The sequence below is a fragment of the Synechococcus sp. UW69 genome, from assembly GCF_900474185.1.
GTDB lineage: Bacteria > Cyanobacteriota > Cyanobacteriia > PCC-6307 > Cyanobiaceae > Parasynechococcus.
The window spans coordinates 51,235-74,619 of the sequence record NZ_UCNW01000011.1; the positions used below are offsets into that span (position 1 = coordinate 51,235).

General features: G+C 61.6%; 24 protein-coding genes. 8 read left to right on the top strand and 16 right to left on the bottom strand.

Features of this window, described 5'->3' with window-relative positions; genetic code table 11:
- Positions 1-261 precede the first annotated feature (261 nt).
- Positions 262-816: a photosystem II reaction center PsbP gene (gene psbP / locus DXY29_RS11085; RefSeq protein WP_371411086.1), complete on the top strand. Its 555-nt coding sequence runs from the start codon at positions 262-264 to the stop codon at positions 814-816.
- Here the strand turns inward: psbP and DXY29_RS11090 are convergent, their stop codons facing one another.
- The 5 genes from DXY29_RS11090 to DXY29_RS11110 all read right to left on the bottom strand — a co-directional run bounded on the left by DXY29_RS11090 (position 817) and on the right by DXY29_RS11110 (position 6,350).
- On the bottom strand, positions 817-1,764 hold the full coding sequence (locus DXY29_RS11090) for an LCP family protein (protein ID WP_115025114.1): 948 nt from the start codon (positions 1,762-1,764) through the stop codon (positions 817-819).
- 69 nt (positions 1,765-1,833) lie between these two features.
- The gene (locus tag DXY29_RS11095; protein WP_115025355.1) at positions 1,834-3,933 is read right to left on the bottom strand and encodes a cation:proton antiporter; all 2,100 of its coding nucleotides are present in this window, start codon (positions 3,931-3,933) and stop codon (positions 1,834-1,836) included.
- 62 nt (positions 3,934-3,995) lie between these two features.
- Positions 3,996-5,753 carry an ABC transporter ATP-binding protein gene (locus tag DXY29_RS11100; protein ID WP_170952215.1) on the bottom strand — a complete coding sequence of 586 codons (1,758 nt, stop codon included), beginning with the start codon at positions 5,751-5,753 and terminating at the stop codon, positions 3,996-3,998.
- A 111-nt stretch (positions 5,754-5,864) separates the two neighbouring features.
- Complete coding sequence (locus tag DXY29_RS13870; RefSeq protein WP_256377609.1) at positions 5,865-5,999, bottom strand: hypothetical protein; 135 nt, start codon at positions 5,997-5,999, stop codon at positions 5,865-5,867.
- A 54-nt stretch (positions 6,000-6,053) separates the two neighbouring features.
- Positions 6,054-6,350 carry an RNA-binding protein gene (locus tag DXY29_RS11110; protein WP_115025116.1) on the bottom strand — a complete coding sequence of 99 codons (297 nt, stop codon included), beginning with the start codon at positions 6,348-6,350 and terminating at the stop codon, positions 6,054-6,056.
- Positions 6,351-6,547: 197 nt separating this feature from the next.
- Between DXY29_RS11110 and DXY29_RS11115 the strand changes: the two genes are divergently transcribed.
- Positions 6,548-6,742: a hypothetical protein gene (locus DXY29_RS11115; RefSeq protein ID WP_115025117.1), complete on the top strand. Its 195-nt coding sequence runs from the start codon at positions 6,548-6,550 to the stop codon at positions 6,740-6,742.
- Positions 6,743-6,762: 20 nt separating this feature from the next.
- Here DXY29_RS11115 and DXY29_RS11120 read toward each other — a convergent pair whose 3' ends face one another.
- From DXY29_RS11120 to DXY29_RS11140, 5 genes are all read right to left on the bottom strand, one after another.
- Entirely contained in the window at positions 6,763-7,011 is a 249-nt protein-coding gene (locus DXY29_RS11120) for a hypothetical protein (protein ID WP_115025118.1), read from the bottom strand.
- Positions 7,011-8,792, bottom strand: coding sequence for a DEAD/DEAH box helicase (locus tag DXY29_RS11125; protein ID WP_115025119.1), 1,782 nt, complete (start codon positions 8,790-8,792; stop codon positions 7,011-7,013). Before DXY29_RS11125 ends, DXY29_RS11120 begins: the two co-directional genes overlap by 1 nt.
- Positions 8,793-8,897: 105 nt before the next feature.
- Positions 8,898-9,239: a phosphomannose isomerase type II C-terminal cupin domain gene (locus DXY29_RS11130; protein ID WP_115025120.1), complete on the bottom strand. Its 342-nt coding sequence runs from the start codon at positions 9,237-9,239 to the stop codon at positions 8,898-8,900.
- Positions 9,240-9,252: 13 nt separating this feature from the next.
- Positions 9,253-10,833 (bottom strand): ATP-dependent RecD-like DNA helicase, encoded by a 1,581-nt coding sequence (locus DXY29_RS11135; protein WP_115025121.1) that lies wholly within the window; start codon positions 10,831-10,833, stop codon positions 9,253-9,255.
- Entirely contained in the window at positions 10,830-14,438 is a 3,609-nt protein-coding gene (locus DXY29_RS11140; protein ID WP_115025122.1) for a UvrD-helicase domain-containing protein, read from the bottom strand. Before DXY29_RS11140 ends, DXY29_RS11135 begins: the two co-directional genes overlap by 4 nt.
- Positions 14,439-14,662: 224 nt before the next feature.
- On the opposite strand from DXY29_RS11140, the gene DXY29_RS11145 reads away from it, so the two are divergent.
- Positions 14,663-14,854, top strand: coding sequence for a hypothetical protein (locus tag DXY29_RS11145; RefSeq protein ID WP_170952211.1), 192 nt, complete (start codon positions 14,663-14,665; stop codon positions 14,852-14,854).
- On the opposite strand, the gene DXY29_RS11150 is transcribed toward DXY29_RS11145, so the two are convergent.
- The 5 genes from DXY29_RS11150 to DXY29_RS11170 all read right to left on the bottom strand — a co-directional run bounded on the left by DXY29_RS11150 (position 14,851) and on the right by DXY29_RS11170 (position 20,233).
- Positions 14,851-18,090, bottom strand: a complete 3,240-nt coding sequence (locus tag DXY29_RS11150) for an exodeoxyribonuclease V subunit gamma (RefSeq protein WP_115025124.1) — start codon at positions 18,088-18,090, stop codon at positions 14,851-14,853. The two genes, DXY29_RS11145 and DXY29_RS11150, sit on opposite strands and share 4 nt — an antisense overlap.
- Entirely contained in the window at positions 18,084-18,764 is a 681-nt protein-coding gene (locus DXY29_RS11155) for a metallophosphoesterase (protein ID WP_115025357.1), read from the bottom strand. Before DXY29_RS11155 ends, DXY29_RS11150 begins: the two co-directional genes overlap by 7 nt.
- Before the next feature lie 67 nt (positions 18,765-18,831).
- Complete coding sequence (locus tag DXY29_RS11160; protein WP_115025125.1) at positions 18,832-19,167, bottom strand: hypothetical protein; 336 nt, start codon at positions 19,165-19,167, stop codon at positions 18,832-18,834.
- Positions 19,167-19,487 carry an MgPME-cyclase complex family protein gene (locus DXY29_RS11165; protein ID WP_115025126.1) on the bottom strand — a complete coding sequence of 107 codons (321 nt, stop codon included), beginning with the start codon at positions 19,485-19,487 and terminating at the stop codon, positions 19,167-19,169. Before DXY29_RS11165 ends, DXY29_RS11160 begins: the two co-directional genes overlap by 1 nt.
- Entirely contained in the window at positions 19,484-20,233 is a 750-nt protein-coding gene (locus tag DXY29_RS11170) for a pyridoxine 5'-phosphate synthase (RefSeq protein ID WP_115025127.1), read from the bottom strand. The genes DXY29_RS11165 and DXY29_RS11170 overlap by 4 nt, the downstream gene beginning before the upstream one ends.
- Before the next feature lie 80 nt (positions 20,234-20,313).
- On the opposite strand from DXY29_RS11170, the gene DXY29_RS11175 reads away from it, so the two are divergent.
- The 4 genes from DXY29_RS11175 to grxD are packed head-to-tail and all read left to right on the top strand — an operon-like array spanning position 20,314 to position 22,212.
- A complete protein-coding gene (locus DXY29_RS11175) occupies positions 20,314-21,015 on the top strand; it encodes a lysophospholipid acyltransferase family protein (RefSeq protein ID WP_170952216.1) in 702 nt (233 codons plus the stop codon).
- A gap of 28 nt (positions 21,016-21,043) precedes the next feature.
- The gene (locus tag DXY29_RS11180) at positions 21,044-21,571 is read left to right on the top strand and encodes a hypothetical protein (RefSeq protein ID WP_115025128.1); all 528 of its coding nucleotides are present in this window, start codon (positions 21,044-21,046) and stop codon (positions 21,569-21,571) included.
- 48 nt (positions 21,572-21,619) lie between these two features.
- On the top strand, positions 21,620-21,868 hold the full coding sequence (locus DXY29_RS11185) for a BolA family protein (protein ID WP_115025129.1): 249 nt from the start codon (positions 21,620-21,622) through the stop codon (positions 21,866-21,868).
- A gap of 20 nt (positions 21,869-21,888) precedes the next feature.
- Positions 21,889-22,212, top strand: coding sequence for a Grx4 family monothiol glutaredoxin (gene grxD / locus DXY29_RS11190; protein WP_115025130.1), 324 nt, complete (start codon positions 21,889-21,891; stop codon positions 22,210-22,212).
- Between the two features lies 1 nt (position 22,213).
- On the opposite strand, the gene DXY29_RS11195 is transcribed toward grxD, so the two are convergent.
- On the bottom strand, positions 22,214-22,486 hold the full coding sequence (locus DXY29_RS11195) for a DUF6761 family protein (RefSeq protein WP_115025131.1): 273 nt from the start codon (positions 22,484-22,486) through the stop codon (positions 22,214-22,216).
- Between the two features lie 74 nt (positions 22,487-22,560).
- Here DXY29_RS11195 and DXY29_RS11200 point away from each other — a divergent pair, with 74 nt between their 5' ends.
- Positions 22,561-23,328 carry a response regulator transcription factor gene (locus DXY29_RS11200; protein ID WP_115025132.1) on the top strand — a complete coding sequence of 256 codons (768 nt, stop codon included), beginning with the start codon at positions 22,561-22,563 and terminating at the stop codon, positions 23,326-23,328.
- Positions 23,329-23,385 lie beyond the last annotated feature (57 nt).

A 23,385-nucleotide genomic window follows, 5' to 3' on the forward strand; every position in this document is an offset into this window, starting at 1 on the left:
AATGCGAGGAATGTAGGAGTTGTTGAGATCATCTGCCGGAACACCAATCCATGATTAGAGAATTCGATGAGCAACCCCGCTTCACCGCAAAGCAAGGGAGCTCAGGGTCTTGAACAGTGGAAGCATCAGGCCTGAATCTGATCCGAGGCCAAGGCGTGCCCCGATCAAACGCTCCGAAGATGCCACAGGTTGCGCTTTTTTGGCGCTTCACATCAATGAGGCCGCAACGGCAGAATGGGTCGTGGATTGATTTCACCGTTAATGCAGCTCCTCCGGTCTCTCAGTCGCCTAATCGTTTGCGGCGTCCTGGCACTGGTGCTGGGAGCCTGTGCGGCGGGACCGACGGCAGGGCTGCAGTCGTACCAGAGCCCGGATGGCCGTTTCGCCTTCCTGTATCCCACCGGTTGGACCGAGGTTCAGGTGAGCAACGGTCCGCGGGTGGTGTTTCACGACCTGATCCACAGCGATGAGACCGTGAGCCTGATGATCAACAAGGTGAGTGAAGACAACGAACTCAACGAACTTGGCAGTGCCGTCGCGGTCGGTGAGCGCTTGCGCCGAGAAGTGATCGCCACCGCCGGCAGCGGCCGCACTGCTGAGCTGGTAGAAGCGCAGGAGCGCGAGGTGAATGGCCACACGTTCTACGACCTGGAATATGCGGTGCACTTGGAAGACCGCGACCGTCATGAGCTAGCGACCGTGGTGGTCGACCGCGGCCGGCTTTACACCTTGGCAACCAGCGTCAACGAAGACCGCTGGAGCAAGGTTGGTGAAATCTGCGGCCGGGTGGTGCGCTCACTAACTCTGCTGATCTGATCAGAACAAAAATCTGAAGCGTTGGCTGCTGGCCTCACTGGCATCAGCACCACTGCTGGACTTGGCCGGCCACTCTGTATCCAGGTAGCTGATGCCATCAGCATTGAAAGGCACCGCATTCAAGCTGGAGGCATTGAGGTCAGTTGTGCCCATCGCAGTAATCAAGCCGCCCAATTCCATCGGCCCAAGGTCTGTTTCCAACGCCTGACCCGCAGCAGTAATCAAGGCCGGCAGGCGAATCAAATTCTGAGGTTGTTTCATCTGTTCGAACAGGCCCTTGAGCGCCAACTGCTGCCGTTCCAGGCGACCGAAATCACCTCGGCCGTCATTGCGCCAACGCAGAAAACCCTCGAGATCCTTCCCCTTTAAAAGTTGAGGCCCGGGCTGCAGGTCGATCACCAAGTTCTGACTGCGGTCGACGTAATACAACCGCTTGGGCACATCCACCTCGATCCCCCCCACCAGATTGGCCAGGGTTTCGATCGCATCCAAGCGCACCACGATGTGATGGCGGATCGGGCGATTCATTAGTCGAGACAACTCCCGCTCCACCGCCTCCACACCGCCGTAGGCCATCAGGGCATTGAGCTTGATGCCCCCCAAGCCCTCAGCATCGATGTAGCTGTCGCGGGGAATCTGAGTAATCGTCGTGGTGGTGCCCTTCACCCGCACCGTGAAGATCACATCGGTGTTGTTGCCAGTGCGGTCACGCCCCAGCACCACCACTTCCCTGGCACCGAAGCCAGTCCAACCAGCGAATGGGTTGGCCATCGGCGGGGGCTGAGCTGCCGCCACAGGTTGGTCTGCCGTGCTGGACGGTTCAGTATTGATCAATCGGCTCAGCGGCACCGACAGCATCAAGCCGCCGCTGAGACCCACCACGACAGCACAAACAACCGGCCACCTGGTGGCCGCAGAAGATGGCTTGGCAGGAGGGTCTTGTGCCATGGAATACAAGCTATTCCGCATCTTGGCGTGCAGATCCTGTCTGCGGTAGAGGGTCGGACGGCCTCCCGCTTAAACCAGAGGATCGCTGATCACCATTGAGGCGCAGGGAAGCTGGCGGATCAATTTGCTGGTGCGATCACTGCCAGGAATCGGCAGACCCGCCACCCGTCTCCGCTGGGTGCGCAGGATCACCAGATCGTGCTCGCGGCTGAGTCGATGAATGGCCCCATCGATACCGGGTCCCCGCACGATGACGATGTGGAACCGCTCCGCCGGAATCCCCGGCGGTCGCCAGCGAATCAGCTGCTGCTCCATCCACTGACGGTCCTGCCCGCTGAAGCGAGGGTCGTGCACATGAAGCAGGGTGATCCGGAGGCGCTGTTCCTCCGGGGCTGAATTGATCACCCGCAGCGCCAGTTCGAATTGCTCGCGAGCACTGGCGGAGAGGTCTTTGATCGGAACAAGGATCCGGCCCAGACCGCTGTCGGAATCGCGGCCAAAGTTCACCACCACCACTGGACAGTGCGCTGTGCGGCAGACCCCATCAACAATGTCGCCCATCAGCCAAGCCCGCAGCTGATCCGTACGTGCAGCACCGATCAACAACAGGTCTGCGGCCTGTTCAAGCGCCGTGCGGCTCATGCCACCAGCAATATCCTCATCCAGCCGCAGCAGGCTGCGGGTGGGGACGGCCAACTGAGCGCCGATGGCCTCAGCCGTGCTGAGCCGCCCGCGAGCCGCTGCAACCGCCCGATTCAAGCCGCCGCGCATCTCCTCGAGGCTGGGATTCACCATTGCCAGAGGAAGCAGCAGACCTTCAGCCCCCGAAGAGCCCTGCACCAAGCGAGCGGCCATGCTCAACAGCCCCTTCTCGGTGCTGGGGTTAGCCACGGGCACCACAATCCGCAAGGGGCGCTGAACAACCTCGTTGACGCCATCAAGAACCGCCGCCTCCTCCCCGAAGCTGACCGGCACCGCATCGGGACTGGGATCCTTGAGCCGGGTCACCGACTGCTCGGTCAGGATCGGCCCCAGGGTGGCCGTTACGACCATCACCGCCAGCACGCTGTTCAACACGGTCTGATTGAGCAGACCCGCCTGATAGCCGATGAAGGCGGTGGCCAGCGTCGCCGCCACCTTGGGCATCGTCAGCGACCACATCATCAAAATCTGGGCTCGGCGATAGCCGAACAGCCGTCCGCTGAGCCACGACGCCAGCCCCTTGCCGCCGATCGCGCCCACCAGCATCAGCGCGGTGAACTGAAAGTTGCTAAGGCTCTGCCCCAGGCTGCCCAGATCCAACAGCAATCCCAGATCAATGAAGAAGATCGGGATGAACAGCACCCCACCCACGAAGATCACCTGTTCCTTGACCCGGCCTTCGGGCAAGACGGAATTCACCGCCAGGCCGGCCAAGAAGGCGCCGACAATCTTCTCAACGCCAGCCAGCTCAGCGCCCAGGGAAGCCAGGAACAAGGCCACCAAAACGGCGAGCACCATCCTGTTTTCATCGCTGATGCCGCGCAGCACCAGGCGTCGGCCTAGCCAGCGGATGCCCAGCACCACAACCAGGGCAAAGATGCCGATTTTGAGCAGCAACAGGCTGAGGCCCATGCCGCTGAGGCTTCCCTGACCCAGACCAAGACCCACCGCCAACAGCAGCAGGGCAACGATGTCGGTGAAGATCGTGCTGCCCACACTCACCACCACCGACTCATCCTTCTGGACGCCGTAGCTGCGCACGATCGGATAGCCAAGCGGGGTGTGGGTGGCCATCAAGGCACCGAGCAACAGGCACGACACCGAAGCAAAACCAGCCAAGAGGCCGATCGACACGCCCGTTCCCACACCGATCAACAGGATCAGCAGGCCATAAATGAAAGATCGGCGTTTGACCCGGTTGAACTCCTCCAGGTCAATTTCCAGACCCATCGTGAACAGCAAATACACCGCCCCGAGATCTGAAAGCAGCCGAACCGTTTCGCTGGTGCTGTCGACCCAGTTCAAAGCGTGCGGCCCCACGACCACGCCGGCCGCCAGCAATCCCACCAGATCAGGCAGACCGAGCCGCCGGATCAACGGCGGCACCGCCGCACTGATGGCCACCAACAGCGAAAACACCCCGAGGGGGTGATGCATGACATGGCTGATCGAGGCCTGCATGGCCATGGCTGCACCGCCGGCTTGCGGACCCAGCATGGTCACCGCGCCGGCGGCCAACAACGCTTGCTTCAGGAAGAAATAACCCCTTCTCCGGCCTGCACCTGCCAGAGATTGGTGTAGATCCCGCCTTGGGCCACCAGATTGTCGTGGCAGCCCTGCTCCACAATCCGGCCTTGATCCATCACCACAATCCAGTCGGCATGGCGGACTGTGCTCAACCGATGGGCAATCACCACAGTTGTTCGCTCCTGGGTGATCTGAGCCAACGACCGCTGGATGGCAGCTTCGGTGTCGTTGTCCACCGCTGCGGTGGCTTCGTCGAGCACCAGCACCGGAGCGTCCTTGAGAATGGCGCGGGCCAGAGCAATGCGCTGGCGCTGCCCGCCGGATAGACGCTGGCCCCGTTCGCCAACCAAGGTGTCATACCTCTGGGGCAAGGCATCGATGAATCCGGAGGCTTCCGCTAAGCGAGCGGCCTGCTCAATGGCCACTGGGTCGGGATCCGCCACCCCATAGGCGATGTTCTCGGCAACGGTGCCATGGAAGAGGTAGACGTCTTGACTAACCAGGGCGATGCAACGGCGCAGGTCTTGAAGCTGCAGGGTGTCGATGGGGACACCATCCAGGCAGATGCGTCCGCCATCGCGCTCATACAGACGCAACAAGAGTTTCACCACCGTGCTCTTGCCGGAACCTGTGGCCCCGACGATGCCCAGGGTCGAGCCTGCTGGAACTGTCAGATCAAAGCCCTGCAACAGCGCTGAACGCCCTGAATAGGCGAAATCAACCGCTTCAAAGCGAATCTCACCCCGCAGCTGATGCGGATCCACAGGGACCATCCCTCCCTGAATCATCACCGGCGTATCGATTAGATCAAGCACCCGCTGCGTGGATGCCATCGAGCGCTGGTACTCATCCAGGGTTCGACCAATGGCGGTCAACGGCCACAAAAGCCTCTGGGTAATGAACACCAGAACGCTGTAGGTGGCGACCGGCAGTTCACCGGCCAAGGCCTTGAAGCCACCGATCAACAGAATCGCCAAGAAGGCGAACAGGATCGCGAAGCGGATCAAGGGGATGAAGGCTGCCGAAAGACGAATCGCACGGGCGTTGCTCTGGCGATAGGCCAGGCTTTCAGCGCGCAGGCGCTCCAATTCGAGAGCCTCTGCAGTGAAGCTCTTGATCGTGAGCATCCCCCCCAAGTTGTTGGCGAGCCGGGAGGCGAGATCACCAGCCCTTGCCCGCACTTCCCGATAACGCGGAGCCAGCTGACGCTGAAAATGCAACGATCCCCAGAGAATCACCGGAATCGGCATGTAGGCGAACAAGGCCACCTCCGGCGCCACCATCGCCATGCCAATGCCCACCACTAAAACAGTGGTGATCAACTGCAGGATCTGATTGGCACCTCGATCCAAAAACCGTTCGAGCTGATTGATGTCGTCATTCAGCACCGACATCAGACGACCGGTGCTGTCCTGCTCGAAAAAGGCCAGCTCCAGCTTCTGTAGATGGTCGTAGGCCTCGAGCCGCAGGCTGTGTTGTGTGGTCTGCGCCAGGTTGCGCCAGAGCACGTCGTAGAGGTACTCGAATAGCGACTCCGCCGCCCAGATCACAAAGGTGAGAAGAGCCAGCATCCAGAGTTGCTGTCCCGCCGTCTTCAGGCCAAAGCCCGCCAACACAGATTGCTCACCACGCAACACCACATCCAGGGCAAGACCGATCAAGGCTGGTGGCGCCAGATCGAACAGCTTGTTGAGCAGAGAGCAGCTCACCGCAGCGAGCACCAAACGACGCTGCGGGGCGAGGTGGCGCAGTAGCCGCATCAACGGTGAGCGGCTTGCTGAAGCTTTGCTGAGGGTTCGTTCCAACAGGGTTTTCTCCCTCTGAAGACGCACTACAACGGAAGAACAACCGAAGGAGGTGCCATGAGCCGATCAAGGTCGTTCAACCGCTTTCACCGTTACTTGGCACGACAAAAACGCCGTGGACTGCGGGCTGTATTGCCGCAGTTCCAGAATCACCAAGACAACCAACCAGGCCCAGTCGACGGCAGCGCAGATCGTCTGCATCAACTGAGCCAACGTGAAATGGAGTTGGACCTGTTGGAAGCCGAGGCTTAAGCCTCAGCCGCGGTAACCGCCGCCGCCGCCGCCGCCACCACGGGGGCCGCCTGAACGCTCCCGGGGGGTGGCTTTACTAACGCGAATCATGCGGCCCATCCACTCGACGTCCTGGAGGTCGTCGATTGCTTTCTGTTCATCGGCATCGTTGGCCATCTCGACGAAGGCGAAACCGCGTTTGCGACCTGTCTCCCGATCCAGGGGAAGGCTGCAGTTTTTGACCTCGCCGTACTCAGTGAAGAGATCAACGAGGTGCTCTTGCTCCGCCTGGAACGAAAGATTGCCGATGTAGATGGTCATGGACCGTGGAACCGTTGGACTTGATCGATCGCTTGAGCCGGTTCCGAAAGCTCGGAAAGTGCCAGTGCTCAAACGTGAACCCGATGACGTTACAGGGCAGTCGTATGAAACAACACAAAAAAAAGAAGCAATTCCGAAGACCTGCCCGCAATTCGCCCATCCACACCATTGTCAGAAGACCCTGACAGAGAAGTGAGATGACATTCGACAGCCTTTACTGCCAAACCCTGTGCTGGACCACTGACGGGGAACTGGATCCTGGTGACAAGCTTGTGCTGCTCAACAGCTTGATTCCACAGGCCACACCTACCGAGCAGATCGAGCTGATTCAAGTCGTGGAGAAGCTGGCCCTGCTTCAGCCTGAAGTCACCGTTCAGGTGTGCAGTCTCTAACCAAAATCGAGCCCCTGGGATCAGAAGGCGTAGGCCTCAGCCGCCTTGGCCTTACAGGAGGCCTGGGCTCCCGTGATTCCAGCCCCGTTCTGCACCTCCGCCAGGAAACAGCGGCAGGTGTCTTCCACCATGCCTTCAGGAGGAACCTTCCCAGCGCTCTGCAGCTCGGCCTTAACGGCCGTTCTGCAGAACTGGGTGATCAGGCTGTTGTCCGAAGCCACTACCGAAACAGGGGCCAAAACCAGGGCAGCAGCCAGAAGCTTGCGCATCAGGAGGCCTGAGTGATCTGCAGTTCGCGGTTCATCACCCGCAGGCGACGCAGATTGTTGAACACATCCTCGGGCATGCCCTTGGGCAGATCCACCAGGCTGTGGTTGTCGAAGATCTGAATGCGACCGATCAACCGTCCCTGCAGACCGGTCTCGCCGGCAATAGCTCCAACCAGATTGCCCGGCTTCACCCGATCGCGGTGGCCCACCTCAACCCGGTAACGCTGCATGTTCTCCTCGGGAGCCCGCGCCGGTCGGTCGCGCCGCTCCCGGCGATCTCCCCCATTCCGATCGCGGTCACGGTCGTTGCGACGGGTGTTCTGAATCCAGTCATCGTCCCCTTTACGCAGAAGCGGATCAGGACCGATCGCCAGATTGAGAGCCGCCATGGCCAGTTGCTCAGGGCTCAATTCCAGCTCGGTTGCCACCCGCTGCATCAACTCCTGAAGCAAAGCCGCTTCATCGGCATCGGCGCGTTCCGCCTGGGCCGCATCGCTCAATCGCTTGCGCAGACGGTCAAGACGTCCCTGGTTGATCGCCGTATTGCCAGGGACTTCGATCGCTTCGATCGGCTGACCGGTAGCCCGCTCAAGGTTGCGAATGAAGCGTCGTTCCCGGGGGGTCACAAACAGAACGGCTTCTCCGGTCCGACCGGCCCGGCCCGTACGGCCGATGCGGTGCACATAGGCCTCGCTGTCGAACGGCATGTCGTAGTTGATCACCAAGCCGATGCGCTCAACATCGAGACCGCGGGCCGCAACGTCGGTGGCCACAAGGATGTCGACCGAGCCACTGCGAAGCCGTTCCACGGTGCGTTCCCGCTGGTTCTGCGGAACGTCGCCATTGAGAACCGCCACCTGATGGCCGCCTGCTTCGAGGGTTTCGGCCACCGTCAGGGTGATCGCCTTGGTTCTGGCGAAGATGATTACACCCTCTCCACCACAGGCATCCAGAACCCGTTGCAAGGCCTCGAGCTTGTGCGGCATCGGCACCGTGATCGAACGCTGGCGGATTCGCTTGCCTTCTTGATCCTTGGTGCGGATCGTGACCTCAGCAGGATCCTTGAGATAACGCTTGGACAGGCGACGGATCTCCGGCGGCATCGTTGCCGAGAACAGCACCACCTGCCGCTGCTCAGGCAACTGGCCAAGGATCCACTCCACATCATCGATGAAGCCCATGCGGAGCATTTCGTCCGCTTCATCAAGCACAAGGCTGCGCAGCCCACTGGTGTCGAGCGTGCCCTGCCGCATGTGATCCATCACCCGTCCAGGGGTGCCCACCACCACATCAACCCCACGCCTCAGGGCACTGATCTGAGAGCGGAAATCCGTGCCGCCATAAACGGCAAGCACCTTCAGGTGGGGATGGCCGGCGGAATAGGCCTTGAAGGAATCGGCCACCTGCATCGCCAGCTCCCGGGTGGGGGCGAGCACCAGGGCCTGGGGGGTTTTCTGGCCACTCTCCAGGCGCTCAAGCAACGGCAACGCAAAGGCTGCTGTTTTGCCGGTGCCGGTCTGGGCCTGACCCACCAGATCACGGCCAAGCATCAGTTCGGGGAATGCCGCCTTCTGAATTGGGGACGGTTCGCTGTATCCCTTATCAGCCAAGGTGCGCATCATGGCTTCGCTAAAGCCAAAACCAGCAAAACCGGACTCCGGTTCAGACGGCGTGATGGTGGTGGTGAACACCTCAGCATTCGGTTCAGATTCCGGAAGAGCCGATGCAGAAAGATCGACTGCGCAGGCGGAATCGTCGCGCTGCTGCTGCTGTTCAGTCATAGAAGGTGGCTTCGCCTGATTGATCTCTGAAATCAGGCTCACAACCTCCCTGCAACCGAAACAGTTGCGCTCTGGTTGTGTTGCCTACGCTTCAAAGGTTGAAGTTCAATTTATCACCCGGCCGTAATCATCCTGCAGGCGTTCAATGTCGTCTTCCCGCAGATCCTCACCATGCTGAACCTCGAGAATCAGCAAATCAGCATCGTCTGCACGGGCGCGATGCACGGCGCCGCAGGGGATTGAGAGCATGACGCCAGTGCTGGCCGGTTGCGAGTGATCACCGCAGAGCAGAGCACCTGAACCAGACACCACGGTCCAACTTTCGCTGCGGTGATGATGCCGCTGCAGAGACAACTGCTGCCCGGCACGTACAAGCAAGCGTTTAACCAAATAATTCTCCCCCTGGACCAACGTTTCGTACCAGCCCCAGGGACGCTCAACACGCATCAGTACACCCGAGTCAGATCACTGTCACCAGGTCAAGGCTGACACGGGCACGGGTAATGGCTGTGTATAGCAATCGGCGTTGATGATCAGCAGCCGGTCCATCCTCTAGGGGATCAGGCCAAAGCACGATCACCCGATCCGCCTCACTGCCCTGGGCCCGATGGATGGTGAGGGCGACAGCAGGCTCCAAGCGACGCAAACGGGCTGGATGGAAGCGGCGCACCTCCAGTTGGCCATCAGGGTCCACCACCTGAAACAGCAAACGTCGTTCGGAACCGGCCCCGATGGCAACACCGAGGTCGCCATTGGCCAAACCGAGTTCCGGTTGATTGCTGCCGCAGATCACCGGCAACCCGACCGGCCATCGCTCGACCTTGAGCAGGGCACTGGCCCCCAGCAGCGTGCGGTGAACATCCTCGAGGCTCCAGGGCCCCCGACGGCGTGGACACAGCAGCAGGTCATGCTCCAGGGACTCGAACAACGACCGGGAAGCTGCCATCAGCTCCTGGTCGCTGCAGCGGTCAAGGTCACGCGCCAGCACCTCCAATTGTTTGAGGCGCTGGATGCAGCGCTCACGCACTAACGCCGGAAAACGACGCAAGGGGCTGGGATGCACCTGAAGATTGGCCTGTTCGGGCAAAGCAGTTAGATCCGCTGCAAATGCCGTCAGATCCCCCTGACGCAGCAGCTGCGCCATCTCGGCCAGAGCACCTCGGTTGCGATAGGTGCGTTCCAAATGCACCGCACCGGCGCCGAAACGGTCGCGCACCTCGGGCTGCTGAAGCCGATGCCAGACCGCTCCACTTCCCACCGGAGGCAGCTGGGCTGGATCCCCCACCAACAACAGCCGACAAGCGCTGGGCAACGCCTCCAGCAAGGCCTGGGTCAGGGCCAGATCCAACATCGACATTTCATCGATCACCAGGAGGTCCAACTCCAAAGGGCGATGACGGTGTCTGCCGAATCCACGGCTGCCAGCCTCGAGCCAGCGGTGGAGGGTGCTGCAGGGCAACGGAGCCCGCTCGGACAGCACCGCATCCCCCAGGCGCCGGGCTGCCTTACCGGTAGGTGCCGCCAATCCGATGCGTAAGCCGGGATCGCGTGCTTCCGCCCGGGCCAAAATCTCAACCACAGTGCTGGTTTTGCCCGTGCCGGGGCCACCGCTGAGCAGCACGACCGACGCCTGATCCAGGGCGCGCACGGCGGCGCACTGTTCAGGATTGAGACGAGCCGACAGCCCTGGGTCGGCATCATTAACGGGCTCCGGGAAGGAAGCATGGGCCCGCTCCACCAGCTCGTCCACCACCTGCTCCATGGCCTGCAACCAGCGGCGCCAGCCCAGCCGGTCGCCCTGACGAAGCAGGGGGGAGGTCTCCCCCTGCAGCCATCCACTGGCTTCAGCAACGACCAAACGTTCCGGCGTGAGAGGCACCGTCAACTCCCCCTGCTCCAACGCCAAGACAAGGTCGCGACTGAGCTCCTCCAACTCCGGACCATCGACTTGGGGCGGAATCCGACGCCGCAAAGCGGCATGCAGACCGGCCGTAAAGCCGGAAGGCCAACCACTGTTTCCCAGGGGCAGGAGCTCCGTCACGACGTCACCTCAGACAGGGCACGATCAAGAGCTGCGATGCGATCAAGCGGCACGGATTCGACGATGCGGCCAGGGCCGACAGGACCCTCTGGAGAGGCACTCATCGATCCGGGCATCCCCCGCAAGAAGCAGTAGACATAGCCCCCCAGATGCCGCTCGGGGGCGTAATCCGGCAGCCGCCAACGCAGATGTCGATGCAGGGCCACCAGGTAGAGGTGCGCCTGAAGGGGGTAGTGGTGATGCAGCATCTGATCCTCCATCGCGTCCTGGGAGTAGTGATGCGGACCGCACAGCCCGGGTTCAACACCGGTGCGCCGCTCACCGATCCAGTTGCTCTTCCAGTCGAGGACCCACCAGCGCTTGTGCTGGGGGTCCTGGAACACCAGATCGATCGACCCGGTGAGAAAGCCACGACTGTTGATCGACAACGACGCCAAAGCAGGGCTGTAGGACGCACCAAAACGGGCTTTGGCATCGAAGGCAAAGGCAGCGACCAGATCGGCAGTACGCACGTGCTGAACCGGCAAATCAAAGCTGAGTTCGGGCAGGCGCTGGTCCGGGCCCAGCTGATCCAGCGACAACGACCCCAACGGTCCACCCAGGGGCGTCTGAAGCACCTGATCCAAGCCCGTCAACACATCGTTCTGCAGGCCTGGATCGAGGCCAGCCCGCCGTAACTCGGCGGCGATCAGCTCCAGTCGTTCGCTTGGCTCCGGCGACTCTGCTGCGGTGAAGGGGAACTGTTCGAGAATCCGATGCAGGCAATCCCCCGCCGCGGCTCCACGGGGGAAGGCCGCCAAAGGCCCCGTCTCAGACCACTCTGATTCAGCAACTGCCGAGACAACTTCCTCGGCCCCTGGGTCACGATCGCGCCCATGCTCATGGAGCCGAATCTCGTCGGATGAGGCAATCCAGGCTGAGTAACTGGCACGTCCCCAACTCCGATCGATGCGCTTGGGAATCGGACCCAAGGCCAACGTCTCCGCCCGCAGCGGAGACCGCCAACGCGCCCCGCTGGGCAGGCTCTCCGCCAGGGGGGAGACGCGGATAGAAACCTCTCGCTCGACCAGGGCATCACTCAGCCGTTGATCGGTCAGGCTTTCGATCGCGTCTCCAGCCGCCTCAGCACCAAAGAGCCAGGCAGGCATGGGCGAGCCCTCCTGGCCAAAGGCTCGAGCCCAGATCAGGATGAGCTGGGATTTGGCTCGGGTCACCGCGACATAGGCCAGCCGTTCGGCCTCGGCCATGGCCTCCTGCTGCGCCTGTTGCGCCGCTTGCCAGCCCTCACCCCAGTGGACATCCACCCGAACCAGGCACTCACCAGAACGGGGATCACGCCAGAGCGGGCCAGCAACAGCTGGGGGTGACTCCCAGAGATACGGGCAAATCACCACCGGATATTCGAGACCCTTGCTGCGGTGAACAGTGACCACGGCGATGGCGCTGTCGGCCTGATCGCTGTGGGGCTGGCGCGCTTCCGGCACGGGCCGACTGGGATGTAACCGCTCCCGCCGCAACCAATCCGCAGCAGTGGCCACGTCCAGCCCCTGGCGGTGCATTGCTTCCTGCACCAGCCGAGCTGCCTGCTGAAGATCCCCCAACATCCGCCCCCGTTCCGACAGACCCGCCAACTGTTCCCCCTTCAGCAGGTCGGCCAGCGCTCCGAGCAGGCCCAGCCGGGGCATCAACTCGGCCAGTCCACGCAATTGCAGGGCCAGCTGATCCAACCGGTCCTGGTCCAAGCCATCTGGCGGTATGCCCATCAATCCCGAACAGGCCAGCAAGCGCAGGCGAACGTCATCGCCCGGTTCTGCCAGCGCATCGAGGAACCACTGCAAGAGCAGGGCGGCTTCACTTTCGAGCACATCCCCCTGCGTCACCAGACGCGTAGGGAGACCACAGGCACCCAGGGCGCGCCGCAGCGCTTCAGCCTGCTGATGGCGGCTCACCAACACACACAGGTCGGCGGGGTTGAGGGTGTCCTGTTGCTGCAGTTGCTCCAGCACCATTGCAGCGAGGCGATGGGGCATCTCCTCCTCCAAGGCACTGCGGGTGGATGGCGACTCGGTGGAGATCAACTGCAGTTGCAACGCCGCGGCGTCCTGCGGTGGCGTGGCAGAGCTGCAGGGCTGCACCGCGGGCACTGGAAGCGCAGAGCGGGGGAGACCAGGAGCCATTAACCGGTTCAACCCCTCCATCAAGGGTGCCGTCGTACGGAAGTTGTCGAGCAGGTGATCGATCCGCTCCACCTGCTGCCGGGCCGCCATGTAAGTCGCTAGATCACCGCCGCGAAAGCGGTAGATCGCCTGCTTGGGATCCCCGACCATCAGCAGCAGATGGCGTTCACCATCGCCGAAAGCCCGCTGCAAAAGGCGCCACTGCACAGGGTCGGTGTCCTGGAACTCATCCACCATCACGGCCCGGTAGCGCTGTTGCAGCGACGCAAGCCAAGCGACGTCGCCATCACCGGGATCCATCGCCGCCAACAATCCGGCAAAGGTGATCACACCGCGACGGCGGCGGCGGCGGTCCAGCTCCTGCAAGCCTCGCTCCAGCAAGTACTGCCAGGTGCGCTCCAACGGTGCATCCCAGAGCGCTGCGACGGCGGCCTGCAATCCCGGCATCACAAGGCTGGGGTCGGTTTCACCGCACTTCCGCGCGATACGGCACCAACTGGAGGGGTGGAAGTAATCCTTCAGTGGCTTCTCATGGGACGCAATCTCCAGCAGCGAGGGAACAGCCGTCTGGACACTGAGCCACTGATTGATCTGCGCACAGCGATCGCTCTTCGGCTTGGCGGAGTAGGGGGTGGTGGAACCACATCCCTGGGCTTTCCATTGTTCAGCGGCCTGGCGGAACCCGGCATCAAGGGCGGCATGGTCCCGGTGCCAGAGCGGGAGAAAGTCCTCCCAGAGTTGCGCCACCCAGCGGTCCAGCTGCGGTGCGAGAGAGCCGTCCAGATCGATTGCCGCTTCGCTGGCTCTGAAGCGCGGCTGCTGTTCGCCATCGAGTTGCGCTAACCCCCTGCGGAGAGCCTGCGGAGAGAGTCCACGCTGACGTAAACCCTTGAGCTGGTCCGGCGGCAGGCTCAACAGCTCCTGTTGCCAGAGGTCCTGCACCACTTCGGCCTGAAGCGCGGTGGCATCGGTGTCGAGCTGGGGCTCCATCGCAGCACCGTTGCTGAGGGCTAAACGGCGAAGACTGCGTCGGCAAAAGCCATGAATGGTGGTGATATCAGCCCGGTCCAGCTGCTCCAGAGCCACCAGCAAGCGGCGAATCCAAAGCTGACGCGCATCCCCTGGGTCCGTTCCCGCCAGCCAATCCTCAAGAACAGGATCTGGGGCGGAAGCATCTCGACCCTGCTCAAGTTGTTCCAGACCCTGCAACGCCTGCTGCAGGCGCTGGCCGATGCGGGAACGCAGCTCTTCAGCCGCCGCATCGGTGAACGTCACCACCAACAGACTGTCGAGAGCGTGATCGGCCTCCGTGATCAGACGGAGACAGAGATGAGCCAGGGCAAAGGTTTTGCCTGTGCCAGCACTTGCCTCGAGCAAGCGGACCCCGGGACTGAGGGGGTAAGAGTTGGCATCGAAGCGCTGAGCCATGGATGAAGTCTGATCGGCACAGACCTCAAGAGCAGTGTTAACTTCTATTAAGTAGCCGGCGAAAGCTGCGAACTGGACTGGGTGCTGTCACGTCCCAGAACAGAAGACGACCTGAGCGAGGGCCTGAAGAACCCTCGCTTTTTTGTGGGCTTATGAAGCGATACGACTCAACCCTTGAGAGAACAGGGGCTTGTGTCGATGCGGTGCCAGCAGCGAACAGGTTGGTGAAAAGCACCTGCGTTGTTGTGTCTCCTGAACGTCGTCAGAAATTGGCTCAGCTGCTCGTGAGCAAGGCCGCCGCTGTCGAAAGCATCGGCCAGGAACATCGGGCTTACTTCTTCCGACGTCAGGCAGGAGATCCCGTGGTGATATCGAATGAACGCATGGGCGAGATGTTGGACGAGCTTTTCACTTAGCGAAGTTGCGCCAGGAGAGGGCCGTAAAGCAGCTGGCAAGCCTCTTGGAATCCGTCCTGATCCATCAGCTGCTCCGCGGAGATCTCCGTACCAAAGCAGAGCTGCATCACCGGGGTGGTTCCTTCCTCCTGCCAGGTCGCTCGAAATCCCAGTTCCCCGGAACCCGGTTTGCGCTGCTCTTTGGCCACCATCTGCCAGCCACTCTTCGGGGGAACCGGCCAGCACTGCACCAGGCCCTGTTGCGCCAAATCCTGAAGCTGGTGCAGCCGATCCATGGCTTCAGCCTCCGGTAACGCAGCCCAACGCAGATGCACCTCAGCTCCGGCAACCCGTGTGCTGCGGGCCACCACCGCTGAACCACCAGCAGGAGCCAGACCCTCAGCACAAAGCAGCAGATGCAGCAACCAACCGCGCATCACGGCCGCGGCCGTAAGCATGCCGGGCTGCACCACCACCTGGGTGTCCCCGGCAAAAAGCAGGGGCGTTGGCAAGCACGCGAGGACATGGACCTCCCGCCGGCAGGGGCCGAGCGATGCCAACTGACGCTGCAGGGCCTGCCAACGCTGCTGCAGATCCTCCTGCTCCAGAGCAGCGCCAGCACCCGCAGGAAGCACGCCCTGGCCCGCCAGCAACGCCGTCCAATCTGGAGCCGACCCAAGAATGAATTGCTCCTCAAGCTCATGGTTGAGCAGCAGATAGCGCTGCAAACCGTCCAGCTCGAGGGCTTCAAGGTCTTCCACAGCCTCAATGCCTTCACCTGGACGCAACCCCCGCGCTTGCAACCAGGCCTTCTGGGGCTGCTGCATCCAGGTCAGCAACGCTTCAGGGTCCAACGCCGAGACCGAGGTCGGAACGTCAGCGTCCCTAGCCAGCGGTTCCCGCCAAAGCGATGACCAGGCCAGCCCCAGGGAGTCCTGGGCCGATGCTGGGGCGCGATCGAGACAACGCCTGGCCTCCAGCTGGCGTCGATCACAACTAAGCGGCGCCTCGGGTCTGAAGTTTTCAGGGGACAGGGGGTTGGCCGCCGGAGTGATCACCAACCCCTCCGTGGAGGCGCTGGCCCGACGCAACTGCTCCTGCAGGACGGCAAGCCACTGTTCCACGGGCGCCGCTGGCGGCTGGGGCTCACCCGTGCGCTCCAGCCGACCGCACCAGCTGATCAAAAGATGACGCCGAGCGGACATCAAGGCCTCCAGCAGCACGTAGCGGTCCTGGTCGCTGCTACGGGGGTCCCCCAGACTCCGTTGCTGCTCCAGCAGATGGAAGCCAGGACGCCGGCTCGGGCGAGGGAAGTCAGCGCTGTCTAACCCCATCAACACAATCACCTTGTGGGGAATCGCTCGCATCGGCTCCAGGGCGCTGATGGTGAGAGCACCACTGCGGTGACCGAAGCGGCCGCTGTCCACCGACAACGCCTCCTGCAGCACCTCCAGCGCCACGGCAGCGTCGAGGTCCAAGGAGCAATCTTCCGCCCGCAGCCGCCACTCCTCCAGCGCCGCAGCCCAGCTCTGCAACTCGTCGGCCCAGGCTCCACCATCAGCAAACAGCTCCTCGAGCAGGGACTGCAGCAGCTGAACCCAGCCATGGCATGGCCGGGGCTGGCGCAAGCGATCCAGCATGCGCGCCAGACGATCCAGAAGACTCCACCAACGCACCAGGTGGTCGGGGTCGAGCCCCTGCTGAAACGGTGCCGCCCCCGCTGGCGCCAGGCCCGGCTCGACCGGCAGCACCAGCCCGAGCAGCCAGCGGTCCAGACACCAGCGCAGGCTGTGCACCTCATCACTCCCGCGCTCCCGGGAATCCAGACCCCAGCGAAAACCGCTGCGTTGAAGCGTTTGGGTCATCAACACCGCGTCCTCCGCCGTGAGTCCCTGCTGGCCCTGAATAGCCGGGTTGGCCAGAAGACGTTCCAGACCCGTAGCGGTGAGGCGCGTGGCCGCTAGCTCCAACAACGTGAACATCGCCATCGACAACCCAGGACTGTTCTGCTGACTGCGGTCGGTGAGGCGCCAGGGCAAATCGATACCGATGGCAGCCGTGTCGTTGAACACAGAGCTAAGCAGCGGTGCATAGCGCTCAATCTGCGGCGTCATCACCAGCACGTCTCGCGGCGCAAGATCGGGATCGGCCGCCAGCCACTGAAGAATGCGATCACGCACCAATTGCACCTCCCGCCAAGGCCCCGGCGCTGCCTGAAACAACAGCGACTGGTCGTTGGTGAAACGGGTTAACGCGGGGATGCTTTCGGCATCCACAAGCTGCTGCTGAAGCTGATCGAGCAGGGTGGGCTGACGCTGTTCAGCAGCGGCGATCTGCAGGGACCCCGCAAAAAGGTCACCCTCGCGTCGCTCCCCCAGCTGCGCTTCACCGGAGCCTTCCAACAACTGCTGAAATTCAGCACCCATCCGCCCGAGAACAGCCTCCAAACGAGGCGCTTCAGCCAACCAGCCACCATCGGGAGGGGAAAGCCAGTCCTCCCCAAGTGAGGCCCGCCGACTGCCGCAACGCTGCCAGAGGTCCGGGCAAGGCGTCAGCAGGTAGATCTCCACCTCCAGAAGCCCAGACAAGGCCTGAATGAGTTCAACCTGCACCGGCGCCAGAGCGCTGATGCCGAACAGCCTCAACCGCTCCGGCAGCACGGCCGGGTCGACGTCTCCTCGCCGAAGCGAATCAACAGCCTCACGCACCTGCAGGCCAAAGGGGGCGCGGGGCAGCCGTTGGGCTAGCAGTCTCCAGAGAACGGCTTGCCAGTCATCTTCTGGCCGCGGCCGTTTCCATCGCTCCAGTTGATCTGGGCGATAGAGGGCGTAATCGTCCATGGCATCGGCGATTGATCGTGCCAGCTGCCAGCGATCCCGCGTTAACCCCGAGGTGGTTCCCTCTCGCTGGGCTAACCACACCTGAAGAGGCTGGGCGACCGGTTGCTCCAACAGTTCGGGAAGCAGCTCAAGTACAGCCCAGACCAGCTGGCCCGCCCGCCAAGGATCATCTTCCTGAGCCGGGAGATGAAGCACCTGGCGCACCAGCTGCCGCAAGCGACTGCCCGGAAACGGGAAACGCACCAGAGAGCTGATGCCATTGGCCATGGCCAGCTGCTCCCCCAGCCATCGGCTGGTGGGCCAGGTGTTGACCATCACCTCAACCGTCTCCAAAGGCCCAAGCTGCTGCTCAATCAACTGCCGAGACAGCAAGCGAGCCAAAAATTCAGCCCTGTTGCTTCGGTAAACCGTCAGCAAGAGCCTGTATTTGCAGACAGCACAGACGGTCTTTGCTGGAGATCCGAAGGCCTGGGAAAGGATGTGTCCGTTGCAGCCCCCTGAACCTGCACAACAGCATCCGTTTCCGGGCAGAACGCCGACAGACAACCGCCGTAGACCGCCCCTGTATCGATCAGCACGATGCGCTCCAGGCGCTCCACCTGGGGACGGGGCGTGTGTCCCACAACAACGAGGCCAAAACGACCGTCATAGATCTCCCAGAACGGGTCGCGAATGGAGAGATCCGGCTGGCCATCAGCATTGAATCCGGCGTGGGTGGCGCACCAGCCGTCACCTCGATACACGAGGGGGAGCTGTTGCAGTCGCGGGAGCCACTGTCTCGCGCTGCTCTCGCCCAACTGGCCGACGGTGGCGTGTTGGCTCAAGCCTTCCTGCGATGAATCAACAACGTGGTTCTCCAAAGCATGGATGAGATCTTGCTCGTGGTTACCGCGCAACCACGTTGCACGGCCCGTCTGGATCAGATCCCAAACCAGATCCATCGTTGCAGGGATGGCCTCACCACGGTTGATCACATCCCCGCAGAACACCAGATGGTCGTTCGGCGGCAGAATCGCAAGCAGATTGAGCAAAGGCTGGTAGCAGCCGTGCACATCTCCAATCACCCAGTGCTTGCGTTTGCTCTGGTTCAAGACAAGGCCATGGAGATCTCCCAATTCTGTCTACCCCACTGACCCCAGCAATCAACCAAAAAGCAGATCAGAACAAACCGAGAAAACGCTTGCGTTCCGGCTGTTCTGACGAGTCTGGCTTGGCTTTTTCTGGGGTTGCTCGTCGATAACGGGGCTTGGTATCACCGACGGTGACCAGAGGGTCATTGTTTTTGAACCAAATCCAGTCACGAATCGGGGGCGTCTCGGTGAGATCGCGACGGGTCAGCCTTAACCCCAGCTTGGCCGAAGCACCCAAAAGGATGTCCACCATTGCGTCTCCATCGGCACAGGTTGCCAAGGCCTTATTGGTTTTCTCAGCACCATCGAGGGCTTTGACCAGAAGTGCGATGCGCTGCTGAACAGGAAGGGAACTGGGATTCATCAGACGGCATTGGCAAGAGCATCGGGAATAACCTCGGACGGTGCCTCGAAGGAGCCCACCACGACGTATTCGAGACGCAGTTTGAGGAAGGTGATGAAGGTGGGGTCGGTGGACACCACTGCAGCAGCTGGTTGAGGGACCTTCGCCTTGACGTCAGCCATCTCTGGCGCCTCAAGAAACACCGGTTGCTTCACCAACCAAAAATCGATCTCCTTTCCCGTCTCGGCGTAGTTGCGCTGACGCTCCCGAAGCACTTCCTCCAGCGGCTCCTCCACCGTGAGGAAGCGCTCGCTGGCTGCAATGAAGTGATACGTCGTCATCCGGGCGCTTGTCCAAAAAGGGGATCCAGGCGGGGATTCTGAACCAAGACCTTCATATCCCGCACCGCCTGTTGCAGTCCGACGGCCACGGAACGCGCCACGATCGTGTGGCCAATGTTGAGTTCCTCCATGCCGGGAATGGCTGCAATTGGCTCAACGTTCTGATATGTCAGGCCATGGCCGGCGTTGACCCTTAAACCCAGCTGCCGAGCGATGGCTGTGCCTTCGTGCAACCGCGCCAACTCCTGCGGCTGGGTGTTCCAGTCGGCATCGGCATACCGTCCCGTGTGCAATTCCACCCAGCAGGCACCCGTGCTTCTGCAGGCATCAAGCTGATTGGACTCCGGATCCACAAACAGGCTGACCGGAATGTTGGCGGCCTGAAGGGTTTGCACAAAACCACGCAGGGAGTCTTTTTGTCCTGCCACATCCAGGCCTCCCTCGGTCGTGACCTCCTCACGCCGTTCCGGCACCAGCGTGACCATGTCGGGCTTAATCCTCAGCGCAATGGCCACCATCTCTTCGGTGGCTGCCATTTCCAGGTTGAGCCTGGAGCGCACGGTTTGCCTGAGCAACTCCACATCCCGATCCTGGATATGGCGGCGATCTTCCCTCAGGTGCACGGTGATCCCATCAGCACCGCCGAGTTCGGCGAAAAGAGCCATAGACACTGGGTCTGGCTCCACGGTTCGCCTCGCTTCTCGAATGTTGGCGATGTGGTCGATATTGACGCCGAGGCTGGCCATGACGAGGCAGTCGTTGGCCGGATCCTATGCAGCTTTGCCTGGGGGCCTTAAGTTCTCAAACGTCGAATTTGTAGAGCCCGTTGCAAGCGGCCCTGGCGACCCGAGAAAGCGCCCTAAGTGTCGGAATCGACCGTTTCTGGGCCCCCCTGGCGATGTTCACCACCCAGGATCTCGCGCTGCGTCTTCAGTTTCGTGAGCGGCTGGTGCTGCATCCGGAGCATCTGCCCCATCAAGGACCAGTGATCTTGGCGCCAACGCACCGCGCCCGCTGGGATGCCCTCATGCTGCCGATGGCCGCTGGCCGACGGGTCAGTGGCCGCGACTGTCGCTTCATGGTGACAACCACTGAAATGCGTGGGCTGCAGGGATGGTTTCTCCAACGGCTGGGCTGCTTTCCGGTGGACCAGGGACGACCCTCGATGACCACCTTGCGCCTCGCCATCGATCTTTTGGCCGCCGGACAGCAGCTGGTGATGTTCCCCGAAGGAAGGATCCATCGAACCGACCAGGCCATTCAGCTGTGGCCGGGTCTGGTGCGTCTGGCTCAGCTCGCCCAGAGCCGAGGCGTTTCCGTTCCTGTCGTTCCCGTCGGGCTCGGGTACAGCCAGGCCCCACCACGGCCCTTCAGCCGGGCTGCCATTTGTTTCGGTTCCGCCCTGACGGTGCCACCAAAAGGCGAGCGTGAGGCAACACGCCTGTTCAACATCCAATTGGCGGATGCGATGCATACGGCTGAACAAGCGGCCCGTACTGCCGTTGGCCGACCACTAAAAGGCTTCTAAAGTCCGCCAAACTTTTCTTGCTGTTCTCATGGGTTGTCGCGCATTGCTGACAGCTGCTGCACTGGTGGCGACCCTGGGTGTCACTGCGGCTCCTGGCATCGCACAAACGTCAGCAGGAAACCGCGTTCTTGCTCAAACCCAGGGTGGATTCAACCCTGCGGCTGTTCGATCCATGCTCGCCAGCGGCGATGCTGCCGCCAGCCGGGGAGACCTTGCAGCGGCACGGGCTGATTACGACAAGGCCCGTCAAGCGTCCAAGCAACTGCTGGCCTTCTACCGCGATCTCAGTGGTGCCTTCCGCGGGCTGGACGCGCGCATTCCCCGTGAGATGGACAACAAGGGCCGTGAAGCCCTCGAGCTGCTGGCCGAAACCAACCTGAGGCTTGCAGCCTTGTTCCGTCGCCAAAACCAGCCGGAGGTGGCTGTTCCAGTGCTGGTCGAGGTGGTCAAGCTGATGACACCCGCCAAGCCCCAGGGTCAGCAGGCCTACCAAAGCCTTCTGGAACTGGGCTTTGTCGAAACGGAATTCCGAGGTGCATCTGCAGCCGGCCAATAAGCCGGTCTGTCAGCATCTGAGCCAGTTCCCACTTGCGCAACCACCGCCATGGTGCAGCCGGATGCCGTTGAAGCCGCGATCCAACAGGTCATTCCAGACGCCAAGGTCACCGTTGAGGATCTGACCGGCGGCGGTGACCACCTCCAAGTGACGGTTGTGTCGTCCGCTTTTGCGGGCCTCTCACGCATCCGTCAGCATCAGATGGTCTACGGCGCTCTGCAGCAAGAATTGGCAAGCGAGGCGATTCATGCCCTCGCGCTCAACACCTCAACTCCTTCGGACGCTGCGTCCGCTTAACGCTCAACCCACGATCAACGATGGACCCTTCCACCAAAGCTCGAATCGAAACTCTGGTCGCCTCCAGCCCGATCTTCGTGTTCATGAAGGGCTCCAAGTTGATGCCCCAGTGCGGTTTCTCAAACAACGTGGTCCAAATCCTGCACTCCCTCGGTGTGGCATTCGAGACATTCGATGTTCTTTCCGATATGGAAATTCGCCAGGGAATCAAGGACTTTTCCAGCTGGCCCACCATTCCCCAGGTTTACGTGAACGGGGAATTCATGGGCGGCTCTGACATCCTGATCGAGATGTACAACTCCGGCGAACTCAGGGAAAAATTGGAAATTGCTCTGGCGAGCTAACTCAATAGCCCCGGGGATGCTGCATATACAAAGTGCTGACATCCCCGTCAGGGCCAATAAAGCTGGAGGGATCCATGATCCAGCGATCGATCAATTGCTCAAGGCGATGCTGAGAACGAGGGTCAAGAGAACCTGATTTTCTCAAGGCATGCAGATAGCCGTCGGAGTACAGCCGCAGCTCCGAAGGGGTGTGATAGCGCGTGGTCAGCTCCTGGCAGGCATCGCACAGCGACTGGAAATGACGGATAGCTTCAGGGTCGTCGAGTGATGTCATGAGATGCAACAGCAGCCCCTGTTACCAGCCTGCCAGGAAATTCGGCTTAGCGTAGGCGCGCCTGAGCCGATCCAGTGACCTCCACTCCCCACAACCTTTCGGCTGAAACGTCTGCAGCCAGCTCCGATTCGGTTGTGATGCCAACCTCAAACACCGGTCAGGAGCCTTCTCGGGTCTTGGTGGTCGAGCCGCATCCAACCCTGCGCACGGTGCTGGTCCAGCGGCTCCGTCATGACGGACATCTCACGGCAGCTGTTGCCAATGCCGTTGAAGCTTTGGAGGTCTGTCAGGAACAGTCTCCCGATCTGTTGGTCAGCGCGGAACTGCTGGAGCGGAGCTCTGCACTCCGTCTGGCCGAACAGCTGCGATGCCCTGTGATTGTGCTGACGGCACGTACCGGTGCAGAACCAGTGGTGGGCCTGCTGGATGACGGCGCCGATGATGTGTTGCGCAAGCCTTTCGGTCTTGAGGAATTGGCCGCCCGTTGCCGCACCCTGCTCAAGCGGGGGCACAGCGGTCTGCAGGAACGGGTCACCGTCGGACCGCTCGAAGTGCATCTGCTGCTGCGCCAAGTGACGCTGAGGGAGCAGCCGGTGGAGCTCAGCCCTCGCGAATTCGCCCTGCTTTGTGCCCTTTTGATGCCCCCTGGGCTGGTGCGTAGCCGACAGGAACTGCTGCGGATGGCCTGGCCACCCTTCAGTGGCGGCCCCCGCTCCGTGGACACCCAGGTGCTGACCCTGCGCCGCAAGTTGGAACAGGCTGGTCTGGGCGAGGGCGGTGGAATCACCACCGTGCGTCAGCGGGGCTATCGCTTCAGCCTGGACAACCTGCCGGCGAGCTAGATCAGGTGTCGTCATTCCAGTCAGAGACTGGATTCTTACCGTCGTTGGATGAGTTGA

Coding starts and splice junctions, on each gene's coding strand:
- psbP (WP_371411086.1), top strand. CDS start 262: ATGCAGCTCCTCCGGTCTCTCAGTCGCCTAATCGTTTGCGGCGTCCTG.
- DXY29_RS11090 (WP_115025114.1), bottom strand. CDS start 1,764: ATGGCACAAGACCCTCCTGCCAAGCCATCTTCTGCGGCCACCAGGTGG.
- DXY29_RS11095 (WP_115025355.1), bottom strand. CDS start 3,933: ATGGCCATGCAGGCCTCGATCAGCCATGTCATGCATCACCCCCTCGGG.
- DXY29_RS11100 (WP_170952215.1), bottom strand. CDS start 5,753: ATGCGGCTACTGCGCCACCTCGCCCCGCAGCGTCGTTTGGTGCTCGCT.
- DXY29_RS13870 (WP_256377609.1), bottom strand. CDS start 5,999: ATGCAGACGATCTGCGCTGCCGTCGACTGGGCCTGGTTGGTTGTCTTG.
- DXY29_RS11110 (WP_115025116.1), bottom strand. CDS start 6,350: ATGACCATCTACATCGGCAATCTTTCGTTCCAGGCGGAGCAAGAGCAC.
- DXY29_RS11115 (WP_115025117.1), top strand. CDS start 6,548: ATGACATTCGACAGCCTTTACTGCCAAACCCTGTGCTGGACCACTGAC.
- DXY29_RS11120 (WP_115025118.1), bottom strand. CDS start 7,011: ATGCGCAAGCTTCTGGCTGCTGCCCTGGTTTTGGCCCCTGTTTCGGTA.
- DXY29_RS11125 (WP_115025119.1), bottom strand. CDS start 8,792: ATGACTGAACAGCAGCAGCAGCGCGACGATTCCGCCTGCGCAGTCGAT.
- DXY29_RS11130 (WP_115025120.1), bottom strand. CDS start 9,239: ATGCGTGTTGAGCGTCCCTGGGGCTGGTACGAAACGTTGGTCCAGGGG.
- DXY29_RS11140 (WP_115025122.1), bottom strand. CDS start 14,438: ATGGCTCAGCGCTTCGATGCCAACTCTTACCCCCTCAGTCCCGGGGTC.
- DXY29_RS11160 (WP_115025125.1), bottom strand. CDS start 19,167: ATGAATCCCAGTTCCCTTCCTGTTCAGCAGCGCATCGCACTTCTGGTC.
- DXY29_RS11165 (WP_115025126.1), bottom strand. CDS start 19,487: ATGACGACGTATCACTTCATTGCAGCCAGCGAGCGCTTCCTCACGGTG.
- DXY29_RS11170 (WP_115025127.1), bottom strand. CDS start 20,233: ATGGCCAGCCTCGGCGTCAATATCGACCACATCGCCAACATTCGAGAA.
- DXY29_RS11180 (WP_115025128.1), top strand. CDS start 21,044: ATGGGTTGTCGCGCATTGCTGACAGCTGCTGCACTGGTGGCGACCCTG.
- DXY29_RS11185 (WP_115025129.1), top strand. CDS start 21,620: ATGGTGCAGCCGGATGCCGTTGAAGCCGCGATCCAACAGGTCATTCCA.
- grxD (WP_115025130.1), top strand. CDS start 21,889: ATGGACCCTTCCACCAAAGCTCGAATCGAAACTCTGGTCGCCTCCAGC.
- DXY29_RS11195 (WP_115025131.1), bottom strand. CDS start 22,486: ATGACATCACTCGACGACCCTGAAGCTATCCGTCATTTCCAGTCGCTG.